Source organism: Saccharopolyspora sp. NPDC045941, assembly GCF_056431445.1.
In genome coordinates this window covers 31,397-49,469 of the sequence record NZ_JBWKKU010000041.1, presented here as the reverse complement: position 1 = coordinate 49,469, position 18,073 = coordinate 31,397, and the positions used below count along the sequence as shown (strand labels likewise).

The 18,073-nt window shown below is 71.4% G+C and carries 17 protein-coding genes; 8 read left to right on the top strand and 9 right to left on the bottom strand.

The window, feature by feature from the left end:
- Positions 1-31: 31 nt before the first annotated feature.
- Both AC07FN_RS29030 and AC07FN_RS29025 read right to left on the bottom strand, forming a co-directional pair.
- Complete coding sequence (locus AC07FN_RS29030; protein WP_478398469.1) at positions 32-619, bottom strand: Rv1733c family protein; 588 nt, start codon at positions 617-619, stop codon at positions 32-34.
- A 353-nt stretch (positions 620-972) separates the two neighbouring features.
- Positions 973-1,647, bottom strand: coding sequence for a uracil-DNA glycosylase (locus tag AC07FN_RS29025; RefSeq protein WP_478398468.1), 675 nt, complete (start codon positions 1,645-1,647; stop codon positions 973-975).
- Positions 1,648-2,015: 368 nt separating this feature from the next.
- On the opposite strand from AC07FN_RS29025, the gene AC07FN_RS29020 reads away from it, so the two are divergent.
- Entirely contained in the window at positions 2,016-3,353 is a 1,338-nt protein-coding gene (locus AC07FN_RS29020) for an MFS transporter (RefSeq protein WP_478398467.1), read from the top strand.
- 82 nt (positions 3,354-3,435) lie between these two features.
- On the opposite strand, the gene AC07FN_RS29015 is transcribed toward AC07FN_RS29020, so the two are convergent.
- Positions 3,436-4,425, bottom strand: coding sequence for a thiamine-phosphate kinase (locus AC07FN_RS29015; RefSeq protein ID WP_478398466.1), 990 nt, complete (start codon positions 4,423-4,425; stop codon positions 3,436-3,438).
- 73 nt (positions 4,426-4,498) lie between these two features.
- Between AC07FN_RS29015 and AC07FN_RS29010 the strand changes: the two genes are divergently transcribed.
- Together AC07FN_RS29010 and AC07FN_RS29005 are read left to right on the top strand one after the other, a co-directional pair.
- Positions 4,499-4,732: an Lrp/AsnC ligand binding domain-containing protein gene (locus AC07FN_RS29010; protein WP_452618736.1), complete on the top strand. Its 234-nt coding sequence runs from the start codon at positions 4,499-4,501 to the stop codon at positions 4,730-4,732.
- A gap of 92 nt (positions 4,733-4,824) precedes the next feature.
- Complete coding sequence (locus AC07FN_RS29005; protein ID WP_478398465.1) at positions 4,825-5,478, top strand: DUF3515 domain-containing protein; 654 nt, start codon at positions 4,825-4,827, stop codon at positions 5,476-5,478.
- Positions 5,479-5,797: 319 nt separating this feature from the next.
- On the opposite strand, the gene AC07FN_RS29000 is transcribed toward AC07FN_RS29005, so the two are convergent.
- Complete coding sequence (locus tag AC07FN_RS29000; RefSeq protein WP_478398464.1) at positions 5,798-6,889, bottom strand: D-alanine--D-alanine ligase family protein; 1,092 nt, start codon at positions 6,887-6,889, stop codon at positions 5,798-5,800.
- 96 nt (positions 6,890-6,985) lie between these two features.
- Positions 6,986-8,398: a MocR-like pyridoxine biosynthesis transcription factor PdxR gene (gene pdxR / locus AC07FN_RS28995; RefSeq protein ID WP_478398463.1), complete on the bottom strand. Its 1,413-nt coding sequence runs from the start codon at positions 8,396-8,398 to the stop codon at positions 6,986-6,988.
- A gap of 60 nt (positions 8,399-8,458) precedes the next feature.
- Between pdxR and AC07FN_RS28990 the strand changes: the two genes are divergently transcribed.
- Together AC07FN_RS28990 and AC07FN_RS28985 are read left to right on the top strand one after the other, a co-directional pair.
- The gene (locus AC07FN_RS28990) at positions 8,459-9,121 is read left to right on the top strand and encodes a pyridoxamine 5'-phosphate oxidase family protein (protein WP_478398462.1); all 663 of its coding nucleotides are present in this window, start codon (positions 8,459-8,461) and stop codon (positions 9,119-9,121) included.
- Positions 9,118-9,543: a GNAT family N-acetyltransferase gene (locus AC07FN_RS28985; RefSeq protein WP_478398461.1), complete on the top strand. Its 426-nt coding sequence runs from the start codon at positions 9,118-9,120 to the stop codon at positions 9,541-9,543. Before AC07FN_RS28990 ends, AC07FN_RS28985 begins: the two co-directional genes overlap by 4 nt.
- A gap of 84 nt (positions 9,544-9,627) precedes the next feature.
- On the opposite strand, the gene AC07FN_RS28980 is transcribed toward AC07FN_RS28985, so the two are convergent.
- From AC07FN_RS28980 to AC07FN_RS28965, 4 genes are all read right to left on the bottom strand, one after another.
- Positions 9,628-10,098, bottom strand: coding sequence for a cysteine dioxygenase (locus tag AC07FN_RS28980; RefSeq protein ID WP_478398460.1), 471 nt, complete (start codon positions 10,096-10,098; stop codon positions 9,628-9,630).
- A 417-nt stretch (positions 10,099-10,515) separates the two neighbouring features.
- Positions 10,516-11,634, bottom strand: a complete 1,119-nt coding sequence (locus AC07FN_RS28975; RefSeq protein ID WP_478398459.1) for a cystathionine gamma-lyase — start codon at positions 11,632-11,634, stop codon at positions 10,516-10,518.
- 68 nt (positions 11,635-11,702) lie between these two features.
- Positions 11,703-12,710, bottom strand: a complete 1,008-nt coding sequence (locus AC07FN_RS28970) for an NAD(P)H-dependent glycerol-3-phosphate dehydrogenase (RefSeq protein ID WP_478398458.1) — start codon at positions 12,708-12,710, stop codon at positions 11,703-11,705.
- Positions 12,697-13,473 carry a lysophospholipid acyltransferase family protein gene (locus AC07FN_RS28965; protein WP_478398457.1) on the bottom strand — a complete coding sequence of 259 codons (777 nt, stop codon included), beginning with the start codon at positions 13,471-13,473 and terminating at the stop codon, positions 12,697-12,699. Before AC07FN_RS28965 ends, AC07FN_RS28970 begins: the two co-directional genes overlap by 14 nt.
- 136 nt (positions 13,474-13,609) lie before the next feature.
- Here AC07FN_RS28965 and cofC point away from each other — a divergent pair, with 136 nt between their 5' ends.
- From cofC to AC07FN_RS28950, 3 genes are all read left to right on the top strand, one after another.
- The gene (gene cofC, locus AC07FN_RS28960) at positions 13,610-14,230 is read left to right on the top strand and encodes a 2-phospho-L-lactate guanylyltransferase (protein ID WP_478398456.1); all 621 of its coding nucleotides are present in this window, start codon (positions 13,610-13,612) and stop codon (positions 14,228-14,230) included.
- Positions 14,231-14,344: 114 nt separating this feature from the next.
- A complete protein-coding gene (locus AC07FN_RS28955) occupies positions 14,345-16,624 on the top strand; it encodes an RNA degradosome polyphosphate kinase (RefSeq protein ID WP_478398455.1) in 2,280 nt (759 codons plus the stop codon).
- Between the two features lie 5 nt (positions 16,625-16,629).
- A complete protein-coding gene (locus tag AC07FN_RS28950; protein WP_478398454.1) occupies positions 16,630-17,607 on the top strand; it encodes an NUDIX hydrolase in 978 nt (325 codons plus the stop codon).
- The last annotated feature ends 466 nt before the right edge of the window (positions 17,608-18,073 follow it).

Sequence of the window (18,073 nt, the reverse complement as noted above, 5' to 3'; positions counted from 1 at the left end):
CAGCGCCCCGGGGTTTTCTGCGTTCACGGCCTCACGAGGCGTGGTTGCGCCACTGGGGGCCGACCTTTTCCCACTCCGCGGCCCAGGCCGCGAGTCGCCTGCGGGTCACGATCAGCCGGGCCCCCATCAGGGCCACCGTGGTAACCAGCGCAGATCCGAGCAGCACGCTCGCCCCGGCCATGCCTGCTGCCTGGGTCGCCTCGGCGCGGGTCAGCGGCGGCGAGGTCGGCCCGCCCTGCTGGTCCAGCCACACCGGGACGGTTCCGGCCGCCGGGGCGCGGGCCGGTAGTTCGATGACGGCGAAGCGCTCGTCCGGCGGCTGCCCCCAGCGCACCGCGACCGGCCTGTGCGCGTTCCCGGCGCCGTCGCCGAGCTCGGCGACGACCGTCGCCACCACCTGGTGCTTGGCCACCTGCTCACGATCCACGTCGGCGAGCCGGCCACGCAGCTCGGACTGCGCCACGAACAGGGCCGCCACCACGGTGGCGACCGCGATCAGCGCGACCAGCAGCAGCGCGGCGGGCTCGAAGTAGTCGGTGCGCCGCCGCAGCGGGTTCGCGCCCGGAAATATCCTGCGGATCAGGCACCGCAGCTCGCTGCCGTTCCGGCCGGCTCTCATGACGAGCCTTCTTCCGCCCTGAACGCATCATCCGGCAAGGGCCAATGTACGACCGGGCGGAACCGAAATCCATACGCCGCGAGCAGCCAAAACGCGCCTGCGCCGGGGCTTGCTCGGCGGTGCTGGGCGGCCAGGCAAGCGGCGCAGCCGCTTTCTCCTTCGCCACGCACGCAGCTTGCACCGCCGCGGGTTCTCAGACGGTGCCCGCCCCTTCCGGGCTACTGGGCGAGGCCAGTCCCCGATGCCGCGTATTGGTCATACGCAAGTCGGGGCTCCCACAGTCCAGGCGGCGTCTGTAACTCCCGCAGGGGGCCGCTACCCGCACCGCTGAGCAAGGCGAGCAGAAACCCCTTCTACGGCAGCTTCCAGTCGATGGGGTCCATGCCGCGGCGTTCGAGGATCTCGTTCACCCGGCTGAACGGGCGGGAACCGAAGAAGCCGCGGTCGGCCGACATCGGGCTCGGGTGCGGCGATTCGACGCACTCCACGCCGGGCATCAGCGGGCGCAGGTCGCGGGCGTCGCGACCCCAGAGGATCGCCACCAGCGGCTCCTCCCGCGCGGCCAGCGCGCGGATGGCCTGCGCGGTGATCTCCTCCCAGCCCTTGCCCCGGTGCGAACCGGAGTTGCGGGGCCGGACCGTCAGCGCCCTGTTGAGCAGCAGCACCCCGCGCTCGGTCCACGGCGTGAGGTCGCCGCCGGAGGGCGTGGGGTGGCCGAGGTCCTCGGTGTACTCGCGGTAGATGTTGACCAGGCTGCGCGGCGGCGCGACGCCGGGCGCGACGGAGAAGCTGAGGCCGACCGCGTGCCCGGGCGTCGGGTACGGGTCCTGGCCCACGATCAGCACCCGCACGTCGTGGAACGGCTGCTGGAAGGCGCGGAGCACGTGCTCCGGGGCGGGCAGGTACGTCCGGCCCTCGGCTACCTCGGTGCGCAGGAACTCGCCCATCTTCTTGATCTGATCGGCGACCGGCTCCAGGGCTCGCGCCCAACCGGCCTCCACGAGCTCGTGCAACGGACGTGCGACCATGCGAGCACCCTAGCGAGCTACCAAGATCGCCCGCCGGACAGCCCCGAGATCGACTTCGAACGGTCAACGTGTCGCACGTCACACTCGATGGAAGTAACATGCCGGGCGATATGGCGCACACCCGTATCCGGCTGTCACACGAAAGCACCATTTCCGCTAGTCATCCGCCGAATTCGGCTGTCAAATCGGCGACACTCCGGCACAACGCGCGGACCGCTCGATCGGTGACCTTTTGCATATAGGAAATAACATCGGAATAACGCAATCCACGGCTTTTGGTGGCCTCCACAAGGCCGCTCGGCTAGGTTCACCGGAGTTCTGAAGACCGCAAGGGTGGATGGCATGACCCGGAGGTGGGCCGCAAACTCATGACTTCGCAGGAATCAGCCGAAACATCAGCCGAGCAGCGCTCTCTGCTCCGTCGCGCGGTCGGCGCAGCGGCAATCGGCAACTGCACGGAGTGGTACGACTTCGGCGTATATGCATATGTGGCCGCATACGTGGGCCACCAGTTCTTCCCCGGCCCGCTGGAGACCATCTCGGCCTTCGGCGTCTTCGCGATCTCCTTCCTGTTCCGGCCGCTGGGCAGCCTGTTCTTCGGCCCGCTGGGCGACCGGATCGGCAGGCAGAAGGTGCTGGCGCTGACGATCCTGCTGATGTCCGGATCGACGTTCGTGATCGGTCTGTTGCCGACTTACGAGGCCATCGGCGTCTTCGCGCCGATGCTCTTGCTGCTGTGCCGGTTGCTGCAGGGCTTCTCGACCGGCGGCGAATACGGCGGCGCGGCGACCTACATCGCCGAGTTCGCGCCGGACCGCCGCCGCGGCTTCTGGGGTAGCTGGCTGGAATTCGGCACGCTCGTCGGATTCGGATTCGGCGCGCTGGTGCCGACGATCCTGATCTTGAATCTGGACACCGCCTCGATGGAAAGCTGGGGCTGGCGCATTCCGTTCCTGATCGCCGGTCCGCTCGGCGGCGTCGGTCTCTACCTGCGGAGCAAGCTGGAGGACACGCCGGCGTTCAAGAAGCTGGAAGCGACGCACCAGGTGGCCAAGTCGCCGCTGAAGGACCTGATCAAGGAATGGTGGCGGCAGCTGCTGATCCTGATGGGCATCGTGGTGCTGATCAACATCGCCAACTACACGATCCTGACCTACATGGAGACGTACCTCAAGAACACGCTCCACGTGGAGGACGGCCAGGAATACCAGGTCCTGGTCCCGCTGCTGCTCACGGTGCTGTTCATGATGGTGATCATCACGCCGGTGGGCGCGCTGTCGGACCGGGTCGGCCGCAAGCCGCTGTTCCTGTCCGCGGCGATCTGCTTCATCGTGCTGCCGATCCCGGCGTTCATGCTGATCTCCCAGGGCACCGTGCTGACCACGATCCTGGGGCTGGGCCTGCTGGCGATCGGGCACGTGCAGCTGATCGGGCCGCTGGCGGCGACGCTGCCGGCGATGTTCCCGACGAAGGTCCGCTACGCGGCCTTCTGCATCGGGTACAACATCTCCACGGCGGCCTTCGGCGGGACTGCGCCGCTGGTCAACGACGCCGTGGTCACCTCGACCGGCAACACCATGTTCCCGGCGTTCTACCTGATGGCCGCGGCCCTGGTGGCGCTGGTGCCGATCCTGCTGATGAAGGAGACGGCGAACAAGCCGCTGATGCAGGACGCGCCTGCCCCGGCAGGTTCCCCGGCGAGCTGATCGACCCGAACGCGGAGAACCCCGATGCGCCAGTGGCGCATCGGGGTTCTCCGCGTTCGGGGAAGTCCTCGGCGATCCCGCCTCAACGCCAGTGCTCCCAGCCCGCCGGGCCCTCGTACTCGCCGCCGTCCACCGTGACACCGGCCCCCTCGGCGACCACGCCAATCGCGCGCCAGCCCTCCGGCAGCGGACGTCCCGGTGGGAACGTCGCGGCCAGCGCCTGGTCCTCGCCGCCGGTGAGCACCCAGTGCCGGGCGTCCGCGCCCAGCGCCGAGGCGACCTCGGTCAGCCGCTGCGGCACCTCGACCTGCTCGGTCCGGACGTCGATGGCCACCTGCGACGCCTCGGCGATGTGCCCGAGATCGGCCAGCAGCCCGTCCGAGGTGTCCACCATGGACGTCGCGCCCGCGACGGCCGCCTGCGGCCCCGCCGCGTACGGCGGCTCCGGCACGCGGTGCGCGCCGACGACCGCGACCGGCGAGCGGAAACCCCGCCCCAGCACGGCCAAACCGGCCGCCGACCAGCCCAGCCGGCCGGCCACCGCGACCACGTCCCCCGGCTGCGCGCCCGACCGCGTCACCGGCTCCCGGCCCTGCAGGTCGCCCAGCGCTGTGATCGAGATCGTCAGTGAGGTCGCCGACACCATGTCGCCGCCGACGATGCCGATGCCGACCCGCTGTGCTTCTTCCCACATGCCCGCGGACAGCTCGTCGGCCACGTTCGTCGGCAGGTCCGGGGAGCAGGCCAGGCCCACCAGCAGGCCGGTCGGCACCGCGCCCATCGCGGCGATGTCCGAGAGGTTCACGGCGACGGCCTTGCGACCCACCTGCTCCGGTGTCGACCAGTCGAAACGGAAGTGCACCCCTTCGACCAGCACGTCGGTGGCGGCCACCACCCGGCCGTCCGGGGCCGCTAGGACCGCGGCGTCGTCGCCCGGCCCGATTAACGTGCCAGGTGACTGCGGCCGCCCGGCCGTAACCCGATCGATGAGGCCGAACTCACCCAACTGGGAAACGGTCTGTGCGTCCTGCGATGAATCAGGACCCAACTGGGACCTTCCTTCCTTGAGCATCCGCTCGGTCCGATGGGGTAGCTTTCTGCCAGTTTCCTACCCCGAGCACATCGGCCACACGAAGGGGCACGCCGTGGTTCAGGCATACATCCTCATCCAGACCGAAGTCGGCAAGGCCGCCGCGGTCGCCAGCGAGATCAAGGACTTCGCCGGCATCATCAGCGCCGAAGACGTCACCGGCCCGTACGACGTGATCGTGCGCGCCGAAGCCGAGAACGTCGACCTGCTCGGCAAGATGGTCGTGGCGAAGATCCAGAACGTCGAAGGCATCACCCGCACCCTGACCTGCCCCGTGGTGCACCTGTGACGATCCGTCACTGAACTGGTTCCGCGTCGCCGGGGATCTCCCGCAGCGGCGCGAGCCACCCCGGGCGGCGGCGCCGCTCGAGGAAAGCGCGGGTGGGCAGCCCGCACCAGAGTGGAGCGGCCGGGCCGGTGACCGCACCCGGCGGCGGCCGTGCTGTAGTGGACGACGTGGTTCACCAATCAGCGCCCGGATTGCCCCGGCCGGTGTTGATCGTGGCGATCACGCTCGGCGCACTCCTCGCCCTGGCGGTCGCCGGCGTCGGCGCGTACGGCTGGTACGGCGAGCACCAGGCGCAGCAAGCCCAAGCGGAAGCGGAGGCGGCCCGGCGAAGCGGGCCGCTTCCGCTCGCGCCCGTCCCGGCGCCGAAGGCGTCGTCGCCGGAGTGCGCGGCGGTGCTCGAAGCGCTGCCGCGCGAGCTCGCCGTGGGCGACGCGCGCGTGCCGCGCCGCGCCCTGGCGGAGCCGGCGCCGGCGGGAACCGTCGCGTGGGGAGATACGAAGCACGACCCGCTGACCGTGCGGTGCGGCATCGACGCCCCGCAGGAGCTGACGCCGACGGCGCAGCTGCTGGACGTCTCCGGCGTCAGCTGGCTGGAGATCAACCAGGGCGGCGACACCTCGTGGCTGGCGGTCGACCGCCCCGTGTACGTCGCGCTCACCGCCCCGGAGGGCACCGGGACCGGCCCCATCCAGGACCTCTCCGAGATCCTCCGCAACACCTTCCCCAAGCAGCCGGTCTTCCCCTGACGAGCCAAAAGGCCCGTGCACGTTTTGCGCTCCTCCAGCGACAGCTTTGGAGGTGGTGCAGTCGGGTGTGGTAGCGCGGGCTTTGTTCTTTGAAGCGGCGAAGCCGCTTATCCCGCCTACGCAACTCGCACCGCCGCAGGTTCTCAGGCTGTGCCCACTCCGAAGGGGTTCTTGGCGAGGCCAGTCCCCGATGCCGTGTATTGGACATACATAAATCGGGGAACCCACAGCCAGGCGGCGCCTGCAACTCCCGCAGGGGGGCCGCTACTTGCACCGCCGCGCAAAACGAGTTTGGAAACAGGCTCTGGATACCGCCGGGTCAGCGGAGGCCGGTGCCCCGGGAGATCGCCGTTTCGACGAGGGTGGTCAGCAGGGTCCGGTAGTCGACGCCCGTGTCCGCCCACATCCGCGGGTACAGCGAGATCGCCGTGAAGCCCGGCATCGTGTTGACCTCGTTGACGATCAGCTCGCCGTCCTCGGCGAGGAAGAAGTCGACCCGCGCCAGGCCCTGGCAGTCCAGCGCGCGGAAGGCCCGCACCGCCGCGGCGCGCAGCTCCTCGATCGCGTCGTCGCCGATCTTGGCCGGGATGTCGAACTCGGTGACGTCGTCGAGGTACTTGGACTCGTAGTCGTACCAGTCGGATTCGCCGGTGACCCGCAGCTCGGCGGGCAGCGACGCCTCGATCCGGCCGTCCGGGAACTCCAGCACGCCGCACTCGATCTCGCGGCCCACCACCGCCGACTCGATGATCACCTTCGGGTCGGTGCGCCGCGCCTCCGCGATCGCCGCGTCCAGGTCCGCCCAGTCGGTGACCTTGGTGATGCCCAGCGACGATCCGGCCCGCGTCGGCTTGACGAACACCGGCAGCCCGAGCCGTTCGCGCTGCCGCTCGTCCAGCGTGGCCTGATCGCGGCGCAGCACCTCGAAGCGCCCCACCCCCAGGCCCTCCGCGGCGAGCAGCTTCTTGGTGTACTCCTTGTCCATCGACACGGCGCTGGAGAGCACGCCCGCCCCGACGTAGGGCACGTCGGCCATCTCCAGCAGCCCCTGGATGGTGCCGTCCTCGCCGAACGCGCCGTGCAGCACCGGGAACACCACGTCGACCGACGACAGCACCTCACCGCCGCGGCCCGATTCCAGCAGCACCAGCTCGCGGCGGGTGGGGTCGCCGGGCAGCGCGAGCGCGGTGTTCGGCGCGACCTCGGGTGCCTGGCGGTCCCGGATCTCCAACTGCTTCGGGTCGTCGGTGCCGAGCACCCAGGCGCCCTCTCGGGTGATGCCGACCGGCAGGATCTCGAAGCGGTCCTGGTCCAGGTGCGCGAGCACGCTACCGGCGGACACGCAGGAAATGCCGTGCTCGGTGCTGCGCCCGCCGAAGACGACGGCCACCCGGGTCTTGCGCTGTGTCATGCGCCGGACCCTACCTGCCGTGCCGAAGGCCCGTTTCACAAAGGTTGACCGGTTCGCAGTGGAACCGATCGACTCCCCCGCCGCGAGCGAGCTGTTTCACGCGTTCCCGCACAGCCGGGCCAGAATCGGCAGCGCGCGCTCCAGTTCATCGCGCGAGCACGCGGCGTAGCCGAGCGCCAACCCGAACCACTGCTGCGGACCGCAGTGGTGCCGCCGCAGGCCGTCGAGCACCAGTCCGTGCTCCGCCGCCATCGCGACCACGTGCTGCTCGGTCTCCGCGTCCGGCAGTGGCAGCACCACGTGCGCCCCGGCGCGGTCGCCGAACACCTCGACGCCTTCGGCGGCGAGCTTCTCCACGACGAACGCCCGGCGCTGCGACAGCTCCCGCCGCAGGCGTCGCAGGTGCCGTCCGAGGTCGCCGTGGCGGGCGAGCTCCACCAGCACGCGCTGCCCCGCCGGAGCCGGGCTGGTCCCGGTGCGATCGCGGTGCTGCAGCACGCAAGCCGCGACGTCGTCGGGCGCCAGCATCCAGCCCACGCCCAGGGTCGGGGTGAGGATCTTGCTCGTCGTGCCGAGGTGCACGACGACGTCCGGGGCCATCGACGCGAGCACCGGCAGCGGCGCCACGTCGTAGCGGAGCTCGCCGTCGTAGTCGTCCTCGATGATCAGCCAGCCCTCGGCACGCGCCCGCTCCACCAGCGCGATCCGACGCTCCGCCGGCAACCGGCCGCCGATCGGGTACTGGTGCGCGGGCGAGCAGTAGACCGCTTGCACGCCGCGCGGAATGGCGTCGACCACGATGCCCGCGTGATCGACCGGTGCGGCCACCACCCGCACGCCCACCGACCGCAGCGCGCCGACCGCCCGCTGATATCCGGGCTCCTCCACGGCGACCGCCGCGCCGCGGCGGAGCACCGAGCCGGCCAGCTCGACGACCGCCGCCGTGGTGCCGCCGGTGGCCAGCACGTTGTCCACCGTCAGCCCGCCGACGACCAGACCGCGGTGGCGCAGCAGGTGCTCGGCGATGGCTTCGCGGTATTCGATCGACCCGCCGCGATGCGGCTTCGAGTCGGGCGGGGTGTCCGCCGCCGCGCGCCAGGCCCGCCGCCACGCCGCCCGGTCGACTCCGCCCGCCCACGGCACGCCGGGCGTCAGCACCACCATCGGCTCGTCCGCCTGCCGCGCGCCGCGGTCGGCGCCGGCGGGGGCCCCGGTCCGCGATCCGGGCGGGCTGGTCGTGACGTAGGTGCCCGAGCCGTGCCGTCCGGCGATCCAGCCCTCGGCGTGCAGCTGCTCGTAGGCCGCGGCGGTCACCGTGCGGCTCACTTCGAGGTGCCGCGCGAGCGCGCGCGTGGACGGCAGGCGGTCGCCGCCTCGGAGCTGGCCGAGGGTGGCGGCGTGCCGCAACGCGTCGGCGAGCTGAACGGCGAGCGGGCGCGGATCGTCGCGGCGCAGGTCGATGGCCAGCTCCAGCAGCGGGGAGCTGGCTGCGGGCACGGAATGTGGCATTTCGAAATTCTCCCTGATTGGCACTTCGATAATGCCACTTGCTGAAAGATCCTGTTCCTCGTGACCCGACAGCTCTCCACCACAGAACGGACCACCATCCGCCGCGGCAGCGACCGGGCCCGCACCGAGCGCAGCGAGCTGCACGCCGCCCTGGACGACGGCCTGATCTGCCACCTCGGCCTGCTGGTCGACGGCTCACCCCGGGTCGTGCCCACAGGCTACGGACGCAGCGACGACACGCTCTACGTGCACGGCTCGACCGGCGCGCGCAGCCTGCGGGAGGCCGCGGAGGGCGTCGAGGTGTGCGTCACGGTGACCCACCTCGACGGGATCGTCTACGCGCGCTCGCTGTTCCACCACTCCGTGAACTTCCGCTCCGCGATGATCCACGGGCGCGCCCGGAACGTCGTCGACGACGACGAGAAGCTGCGGGCGCTGCGGGTGATCACCGAACAGCTCGCGCCGGGATCGTGGGACCACGCGCGGCAGCCGAACAAGCGGGAGCTGGCCGCGACGGCGGTCCTCGCCGTCGACCTCGCCGAAGCCGCGGTGAAGGTCCGCAGCGGCGGCCCCAGCGACGACACCGAGGACGTCGACGCGGGCAAGGCGTGGGCCGGGGTGCTGCCGCTGCGCATGCACTGGGGTGCGCCGGAATCCGCGCCGGACCTGCCGGCGGGGTTCGAGGTGCCGCGGCACGTCGGCGAGCGGCAGTACCGGGCATGAGCGTCGTGGAACTGGAAGACGTCGAGCCCGCCTACCCGGTGCTCCGCGAGCTGCGCCCGGATCTGGCTTCGCCGGAGGAGTTCCGCGCGCAGGCGGAGCATCAGCGGGCGGCGGGTTACCGGCTGATCGCGTCGCTCGACGGCGACGGCGAGGTCGCCGCCGTCGCCGGATTCCGCACCGGGCGGTCGTTCGCGTGGGGCCACTACCTGTACGTCGACGACCTCGTCACCCTGCCGACGGCCCGGAAGCAGGGGCACGCGAAGGCGCTGCTCGACTGGATCGACGCGGAGGCACGCAGGCTCGGAATCGGGGAAATCCACCTGGATTCGGGCACGCACCGCCACGACGCGCACCGCCGCTACCTCGGGACGGGATTCGCGATCGCGTCCTTCCACTTCTCGAAACCCGCGCCCGGGGCCTGAGCCCCCGCGGCCGGGTCGATTGTGGACACAGCGCGAAAGCCGTTGCGGCGCGGGGCGCCCGGTCCCCCGGGTGCCCCGCGCGCGTCACCGCGCCTGGTGGAGGCCGGTGACCGGGTCGTGGGTGTAGAGGGTCATCCCGGCCCGGGCCGGGCGGTAGACGTGGACGCTCACCGCCGGGTCCGGCCCGTTGTTGTGCACCTGGTGCACGTAGTTCGGGCCGAAGACGCGGGACTGGCCCGCGGTCAACGGGTGCAGCACCTCGGTGCCCCGGGGTTGGACGACGCGCTCGGTCAGGTTGCCGGTGATCACGGTGAAGGCGCCGGTGGCGCCGCCGTGGTCGTGCAGTTCGGTGTGCTGGCCGGGCAGCCAGCTCAGCAGCCACGCCTCGTAGCTCTCGGTGCGCGCGAGCAGGCCCGACCAGCGCTGGTCCGGGTCGTAGCGCAGCAGGTGCGTCCACGAGCCGCGGTCGGCGGCGAGTTCCCGGGCGATGCGGACCGGGTGCGCGATGGAGAGATCGGCAGGTGCGGCAAGGGTATTCGGCGGAACGGCGAACACGGCAGATGTCCTTCGGGATCGTGATGAGCCCCGGGCCGTCGGCACGCGTGCGCGCGCCCGGAAACGCCCGGGAATTACGGGAGAACGATCAACACGAAGAACACAGACAGAGCGCGCTGGCGACGCGGCGCAGGTCGATGTGACCCCGTCGATCGGTCATAGCACGCAGCAACACGTGGAGAACTGAACCAGTCCGCGGGGACCCGCGTCAACTCGAACCCGCAAGATCTCACACCACGGTGACGAATCCGGCCCGCCCGCAAGCACTGGAGCGGCCGCCGAGGCTGACGACTCACTCTGGACAGCGGCGCACCTCGCGGGCCGCCGCGAAGTGAACGGCCTGTTCACCTCGATAGACGAGACGAACAGGCCGTTCACCTCACCGAAACAACGGCGCGAGGTGGGTCCGGACAGCGGCTACGCCAGGGCTTGGAGGACGTCGGCGACCAGGTCGGCGGGGTCTTCGCAGCCCGCCGAGAACCGGACGAAGCCCTCCGGCACCGGGTCGCCCCACTGGGCCCGGCGGTCGACCGTGCTGTGCAGGCCGCCGAAGCTCGTCGCCGCCACGACCAGCTCGCTGCGCCGGACAAATTCCTCGACCGCCCGCGCATCGGCCAGCTCGAACCGGAACACCCCGCCCCAGCGGCGCATCTGCCGCCGGGCGAGCTCGTGCGACGGGTCGCCGGGCAACCCCGGCCAGCGCAGCCCGGACACCGCCGGGTGCTCGCGCAGCGCCTCGACGAGCGCCGCCGCGTTCTCGGCCTGCCGCGCCAGGCGCAGGTCCAGCGTGCCCATGCTGCGGTGCGCCAGCCAGGTCTCGAAGGGGCCGGGGATCGAGCCGGAGAGCGTCCGCGCCCGCACCAGCCGCTGCGCCAGCTCCTCGTCGCGGACCGACACGTGCCCCATCAGGATGTCGCTGTGCCCGGACAGGGCCTTGGTGTCGCTGGCCACCACGATGTCCGCGCCCAGCTCCAGCGGCCGCTGCCCGAGCGGCGTCGCCGTCGTGTTGTCCACCGCCAGCAGCGCGCCCGCCGCGTGCGCGCGCTCCGCGAGTTCGGCGATGTCGCAGACGTCCAGCCCCGGGTTCGACGGGGTTTCCAGCAGCACCAGGCGAACCCCGGCGAAGACGTCGTCGTGCCAGGGGCCGGGCGTGTCGATCTCGCGGACGTCCAGCTCCAGCTCGGCGAGCTCGTCGCGGACGAACTGGCGCGTCGCGTAATACCCGTCGCCGGGCAGGATCAGCGCGTCGCCGGGGCGGAGCACCGCGCGCAGCAGCGTGCTGATCGCCGCCATGCCCGACGGCAGCAGGACGCAGTGCCCGCCGTCCAGGTCGCCGATGGCCGACTCCAGCGCCCGCCAGGTGGGATTGCCCGCCCGGCCGTAGAAATCGGCGGCCTGGACGTCCTCGCCCAGGTGGAACGGCGCGGCGAAGACCGGGCCCGGCAGCAGCGGCGTCCCGCCGGCCGGCTCCGGGTGCCCGCCGCGCACGCAGCGCGTGCCGTCGCCAAGATCCGATGTGCTCACAAGTTCTCCCATCGCGAGTTCGGCGCGGTAGCGGTTGTCGTGAGCGATGATGACCGCTCACGGCCTCGGGAAGCCGCCCGTCACTCCGGCTTGCGCTCGCGGCCGAGCAGTTCGGCGGCCGCGGGCGCGGGTGCGAGTCCTTCGTGGCACACCCGGTGCACCACGTCCGTGATCGGCATCTCGACGCCGTGCCGCGCCGCCAGCTGGCGGATCGACGAGCACGACTTCACGCCCTCGGACACCTGCCCGTGCGCGGCCTCCTGCGCCTGCGCCAGGGTTTCGCCGCGCCCCAGCCGCTCGCCGAAGGTCCGGTTGCGCGACAGCGGCGACATGGCGGTGGCGACCAGGTCGCCCAACCCGGCCAGGCCCGCGAACGTCATCGGGTCGGCGCCCAGCGCGACGCCGAGCCGGGTCGTCTCGGCCAGGCCGCGGGTGATCAGCGAGGACATCGTGTTGTGCCCGAAGCCCAGCCCGGCGGCCATCCCGCAGGCCAGCGCGATCACGTTCTTGCACGCCCCGGCGATCTCGATGCCGACGAGATCCGTGTTGGTGTAGGGCCGGAAGTACGGCGTCGAGCAGGCGTGCTGCAGCGCGACGGCCCGGTCGTGGTCCGGGCAGGCCACCACGGTCGCGGTCGGCTGCTCGGCGGCGATCTCCTTGGCCAGGTTGGGGCCGGAGACCACCGCGACGTGCTCCATCGGCACGTCCGCGACCTCGCCGATCACCTCGCTCATCCGCTTCAGCGTGCTCAGCTCGACGCCCTTGGCCAGGCTCACCAGCGTCGCCTCCGGCGGCAGCAGCGGCTGCCAGCCGGCGAGGTTCTCGCGCAACGTCTGGCTGGGCACCGCGAGCACCACCGCGCCGGCGCCGTGCACCGCCTCGGCGGCGTCATCGGTAGCGCGCAACGTCGACGGCAGCCGGATGTCCGGCAGGTACCCGGCGTTGCAGCGGGTTTCGTTGATCGCCGCGGCGACCTCCGCGCGCCGCGCCCACAGGACGACGTCGTTGCCCGCGTCGGCGAGGACCTTCGCGAACGTGGTGCCCCAGGATCCTGCGCCTAGGACGGTGATCCGCTCAGGCCGCGCCATCGTCGCCCCGGCTCTTGCGGGCGCTGCTGTAGAAGTCGGCGGGCGGCTGCTCGCCGCGGATCTCGCCGAGCAGCTCCCGCACGCGGGTCATCGCCAGCTGCGTGACCTCGCGCAGCGCCTGCGTGTCGTGCTCCATGCCGCGGTAGGCCGACAGGTCCAGCGGCTCGCCGAAGATGAGCTCCACGGTCTTGCGCGGGAACGGCCGGAACCGCTTCTTGTAGTGGTCGTAGACGTCGCGGGTGCCCCACCGGGCGGCCGGGATCACCGGGATGTCGTGCGCCAGCGCCAACCGCGCCACCCCGACCTTCGGCGTCATCGGCCAGCCGTCCGGGTCCTTGGTGATGGTGCCGTCGGGGTAGATCACGATCGCCTTGCCGCGCTCCAGCGCGTTGTGCGCGTCCTGCAGGCTCTTCTGCGCGTCGGCGGTGCCGCGGTAGACGGGGATCTGGTCGACCCCCACCAGGACGCTCTTGAGCACCGGCACGTTCCAGAGCGTGTTCTTCGCGAGGAACCGCGGCACCCGGCCGGCCCGGTGCACGGTGACGGCGTCGAAGATCGGGTCCAGGTGCGAGACGTGGTTGAACACCAGCAGCGCCGGGCCCTCGGCGGGGATGCGCTCCAGCCCGGTCACCTTGGTGCGGGCCAGCGCGGCGGTCAACGGGTAGAAGACACCGCGGGCGAGGCCGAGCCAGACCTTGCCCATGCCCTGCGCCTTTTCGCTGGTCTGCCTCCGCTGGCGCCGGAGGCTCTTCGGTTCCGCCACGGCATCTCCTTCAACTGGTCGCAAGCGCCCCGACAAGTTACCTGCCGGGCCGGGCCGCCGGACATCCCGCACGGCGGAAGCCGAATGCCGCCGGAGCGGTGCCGGTCCGGGGCCGCGCGACGGCAAGATGGCAGACGTGACCGCAGGTTTGTACCTCATAGTGCCGATCAAGCCGCTGCACCTGGCGAAGTCGCGGCTGCTCGGCGCCGCCGACCGGGGCGCGGCGCACGCCGACCTGGTCACGGCCGTGGCCTTGGACACAGTGACGGCCGCGCGCCGGGCGGCCGGTGTCGCCGGAGTCGTCGTGGTGACCTCCGACCCGACGCTCACCGAGACGTTCGCCGCCGAGGGCGTCGAGGTGCTCCCGGACACCCCGGCGGCCGGGCTGAACGCCGCGTTGCGGCACGGCGACGCCGAGTTGCGGCGGCGCGGGGTCGCGACGCGGGTCGGCGCGCTGCAGGCGGACCTGCCCGCCCTGCGCCCCGCGGAGCTCGCCGCCGCGATCGCCGCCGCCGGTGACGACCGCTCGTTCTGCCCGGACCGGCACGGCACCGGCACCACGCTGCTGCTGGCGGAGCCCGGCGGGCCGCTCGCGCCCCGGTTCGGTCCCGGCTCGGCGGACGCGCACGCCGACTCCGGGGCGAAAACGCTCCTCGGGCAGTGGGACTCGCTGCGCTGCGACGTCGACACGGAGGCCGACCTGGCCGCCGCGGCGGCGCTCGGCCTCGGCCCGCACACGGCCCGCCGGGTGTCGTGACGACGCCCTCCGAGCTGGCGCGAGAGACGCGGCGTTAAACGGCTCGTACGTGAATGTTCATCCACAACCGTGAACATCACACGCACACCTCAGAAGTCGAGGAGAACCGCCCGGATGAGCGACAATGGGAGGGTGAGCACCGACAGCAGCGACCGGATCCCGAAGCCGCCAGCCAAGCGGACCTCCAGCGGCCGGACGCGTCGCGCGCCTCGCGCGGCCGGACGCGCCGGAAACCCGGTCGCTGCCGAAGCGCCGGCGACCGCCGACCTCGCCGCCGCCGACGGTGCCCGGGTGCCCTCCGCCCCGCCCGCGGTGACCCGCGCGGCGGCCACCACCGACCTGCCCGAAGACCGCTACCTCAACCGCGAACTGTCGTGGCTCGACTTCAACGCGCGGGTGCTGGCGATCGCCGAGGACCAGTCGCAGCCGGTGCTGGAGCGCACCAAGTTCCTCGCGATCTTCGCGTCCAACCTGGACGAGTTCTACATGGTCCGGGTCGCCGGACTGAAGCGCCGCGAGGAGACCGGCCTCTCGGTGCGCAGCGCCGACGGGCTCACCCCGCACGAGCAGCTGGTGCGGATCGCCGCCCGCAACCAGGACCTGATGGAGAAGCTGAGCCGCGTCTTCCTCGACGAGCTGCTACCGGAACTGGCGGCGCACGGCGTCCGGATCCTGCGCTGGGCCGAGCTGGAAACCGCCGACCAGGACAGGCTGACCCGCTACTTCGAGGACCACATCTTCCCGGTGCTCACCCCGTTGGCGGTCGACCCGGCGCACCCGTTCCCGTACATCTCGGGGCTGTCGCTGAACCTCGCGGTCACCGTCGCCGACCCGGACGCCGGGCTGCGGCGCTTCGCGCGGGTCAAGGTCCCGGACAACGTGCCGCGGCTGATCCGCGTCGAAACCGACCGGGAGAACGAGCACGCCACCTTCCTGCCGCTGGAGGAACTCATCGCCGCGCACCTCGGGAAGCTGTTCCCCGGGATGCGGGTCGCCGAGCACCACATCTTCCGCGTCACCCGCAACGCCGACCTGGAGGTCGAGGAGGACCGCGACGAAGACCTCCTGCAGGCCATGGAGCGGGAACTCGCGCGCCGCCGCTTCGGGCCGCCGGTGCGGCTGGAAGTGACCGACACGATGAGCGAGAACATGCTCGAACTCCTGCTGCGCGAGCTGGAGGTCGACCAGCACGACGTGGTGGAGGTCAAGGGACTCCTGGACCTGTCCTGCCTGTTCCAGCTGGACCGGTTGCAGCGCCCGGACCTCAAGGAGTCGCCGTTCGTGCCCGCGACGCACCCGGCGTTCGCCGAAGGCCAGACGCCGAAGAGCATCTTCTCCACGCTGCGCGACGGCGACGTGCTGGTGCACCACCCCTACGACTCGTTCTCCACATCGGTGCAGCGGTTCATCGAGCAGGCCGCGGCGGATCCGCACGTGCTGGCCATCAAGCAGACGCTGTACCGGACCTCCGGTGACTCCCCCATCGTCAACGCGCTCATCGACGCCGCCGAGGCGGGCAAGCAGGTGGTGGCGCTGGTGGAGCTGAAGGCGCGGTTCGACGAGCAGGCCAACATCCAGTGGGCGCGGACCCTGGAGCGCGCCGGCGTGCACGTCGTCTACGGCCTGGTGGGGTTGAAGACGCACTGCAAGACGGCGCTCGTGGTGCGCCAGGAGGGTTCCACGATCCGCCGCTACTGCCACCTGGGCACCGGCAACTACAACCCGAAGACCGCGCGGATCTACGAGGATCTGGGCCTGCTGACCGCCTCGCCGGAGATCGGCGCGGACCTCACCGACCTGTTCAACGTGCTCACCGGCTACGCCCGGCACGGCGAGTACCGCCGGATCCTGGTGTCGCCGCAGGGCATCCGCAACGGCATCGTGGAGCGCGTCGAGGACGAGATCGAGCGGGCCCGGCAGGGTTTGCCGTGCGGCATCAGGATGAAGGTGAACTCGCTGGTCGACGAGCAGATCATCGACACCCTCTACCGGGCTTCGCTGGCCGGTGTGCCGGTGCGCGTGGTGGTGCGCGGGATCTGCTCGCTGAAGGCCGGTGTCGAGGGGCTCAGCGAGAACATCGAGGTGCGCTCGATCCTGGGCCGCTTCCTGGAGCATTCCCGGGTGTTCCACTTCATCGGCATCGACGAGCACTGGCTCGGCAGCGCTGACATGATGCACCGGAACCTGGACCGGCGGATCGAAACCCAGGTCCGGGTGACCGACGTGAAGCTCACCCGCCAGCTCGACGCGATGCTGGATTCGGCGCTGCACCCGGCGACCCGCTGCTGGGTGCTCAACGCGAAGGGCGACTGGGAGGCGTCGCCGCGCAGCGGGGAGCAGGTCCGCGATCACCAGGTGGAAATGCTGCGCATGCACGGTGCGAAGGTGTCCTGAGGAAGATGAGCACGACCGAGAACCAGCCGGTGCCCGGCGGAATCGACGAAGAAGCGTCCGCACCGGTCCGGGCGGCCGGCGCCGTGCTGTGGCGCGCGGGCGCCGGCGGTACCGAGGTGGCGCTGGTGCACCGGCCCCGCTACGACGACTGGTCGCTGCCGAAGGGCAAGCTCGACCCGGGCGAGCTGCCCGCGCACGCGGCGGTCCGCGAGGTGGCCGAGGAGACCGGGTTTCCCTGCGTGCTGTCGCGATTCCTGACCCGGGTGGACTACTCGGTGCCGGTGGCCGGCGGCGGCCGGGCGCCGAAGGTCGTCGACTACTTCACGGCCCGGGCCGGCGACGGGGCGTTCGCGCCGAACGACGAAGTGGACGAGCTGCGCTGGCTGCCCACCGGCCGGGCTCGGGAGCTGCTGAGCTATCCGCACGACGCCGGGGTGCTCGACGCATTCGAGGAGTCGCCCGCCGAATCCGCGACCGTGTTGCTGGTGCGGCACGCGAAAGCAGGCAAAAGGTCCGAATGGACCGGAGACGACAACCTGCGCCCGCTCACCGAAGCCGGACAGCGGCAGCGCGACGCATTGCATTCGCTGTTGTCGTTGTTCGGTCCCGCCCGCATCTATTCCGCGCCGCGACTGCGCTGCGAACAAACGGTGGCGCCGATCGCGGCGGACCTCGGAATCGGGATTGCGACCGAGCCGCTCTTTTCCGAAGAGGGCTATCTCGGCGATCCGGACGCGGCCGCCGACGTGCTCCGCAGGGTGGCCGGTGGCCCCGGCACGGCGGTGGTGTGCAGCCAGGGCGGCGTGATCCCGGACCTGGTGGCGCGGCTGGCCGATTCCGCCGACCTGTCGCTCGGCGAGGTGGCCAGCCGGAAGGGCAGCGTCTGGACGCTGACGTTCGCCCGGGACCGGTCTTCCGGGAACGGCTGCGCCCCGGCGCTGCGACTGGCCGCGGCCGACTACCTCGCAGACCCGCTGGCCTGAGAGCTCGTATTGCTCCTCTTGCGTGGCGGCGGCCAGTGGCGGCGGCCAGTGGCGGCCCCCTGCTGGAGTTACAGACGCCGTCTGGACTCCGGGATCCCCGAACCAATACGCGGCTTCGGGGACTGGCCTCGCCCAGCAGCCCAGAAGGGCGGGCACAGCCTGAGAACCCGCAGCGGTGCAAGCTGCGTAGGTGAGCTAAGCGGCTGCGCCGCTTCAAGAGCAAAACCAGGCTGTGCAGGAGACGGATGCGTCGGCGAATTCGGTGCCGGCGAATGATCCGCCGACGCCCCGGCTCCCATTGACGACCGCGACCGCACCAGCACCGAACCGGCCGGGCCGGTGGTGTGCTGCGCGGGCGCTGTCCGGCGCTGATCGCGCCGTGTGGACGTTGCGCGCCGTCCACGGGTGGAATCTGTGCGACCGCCGGCGCCCCGGCGGTCACGGCCTTCTCAAGCGGTTTTCCGGG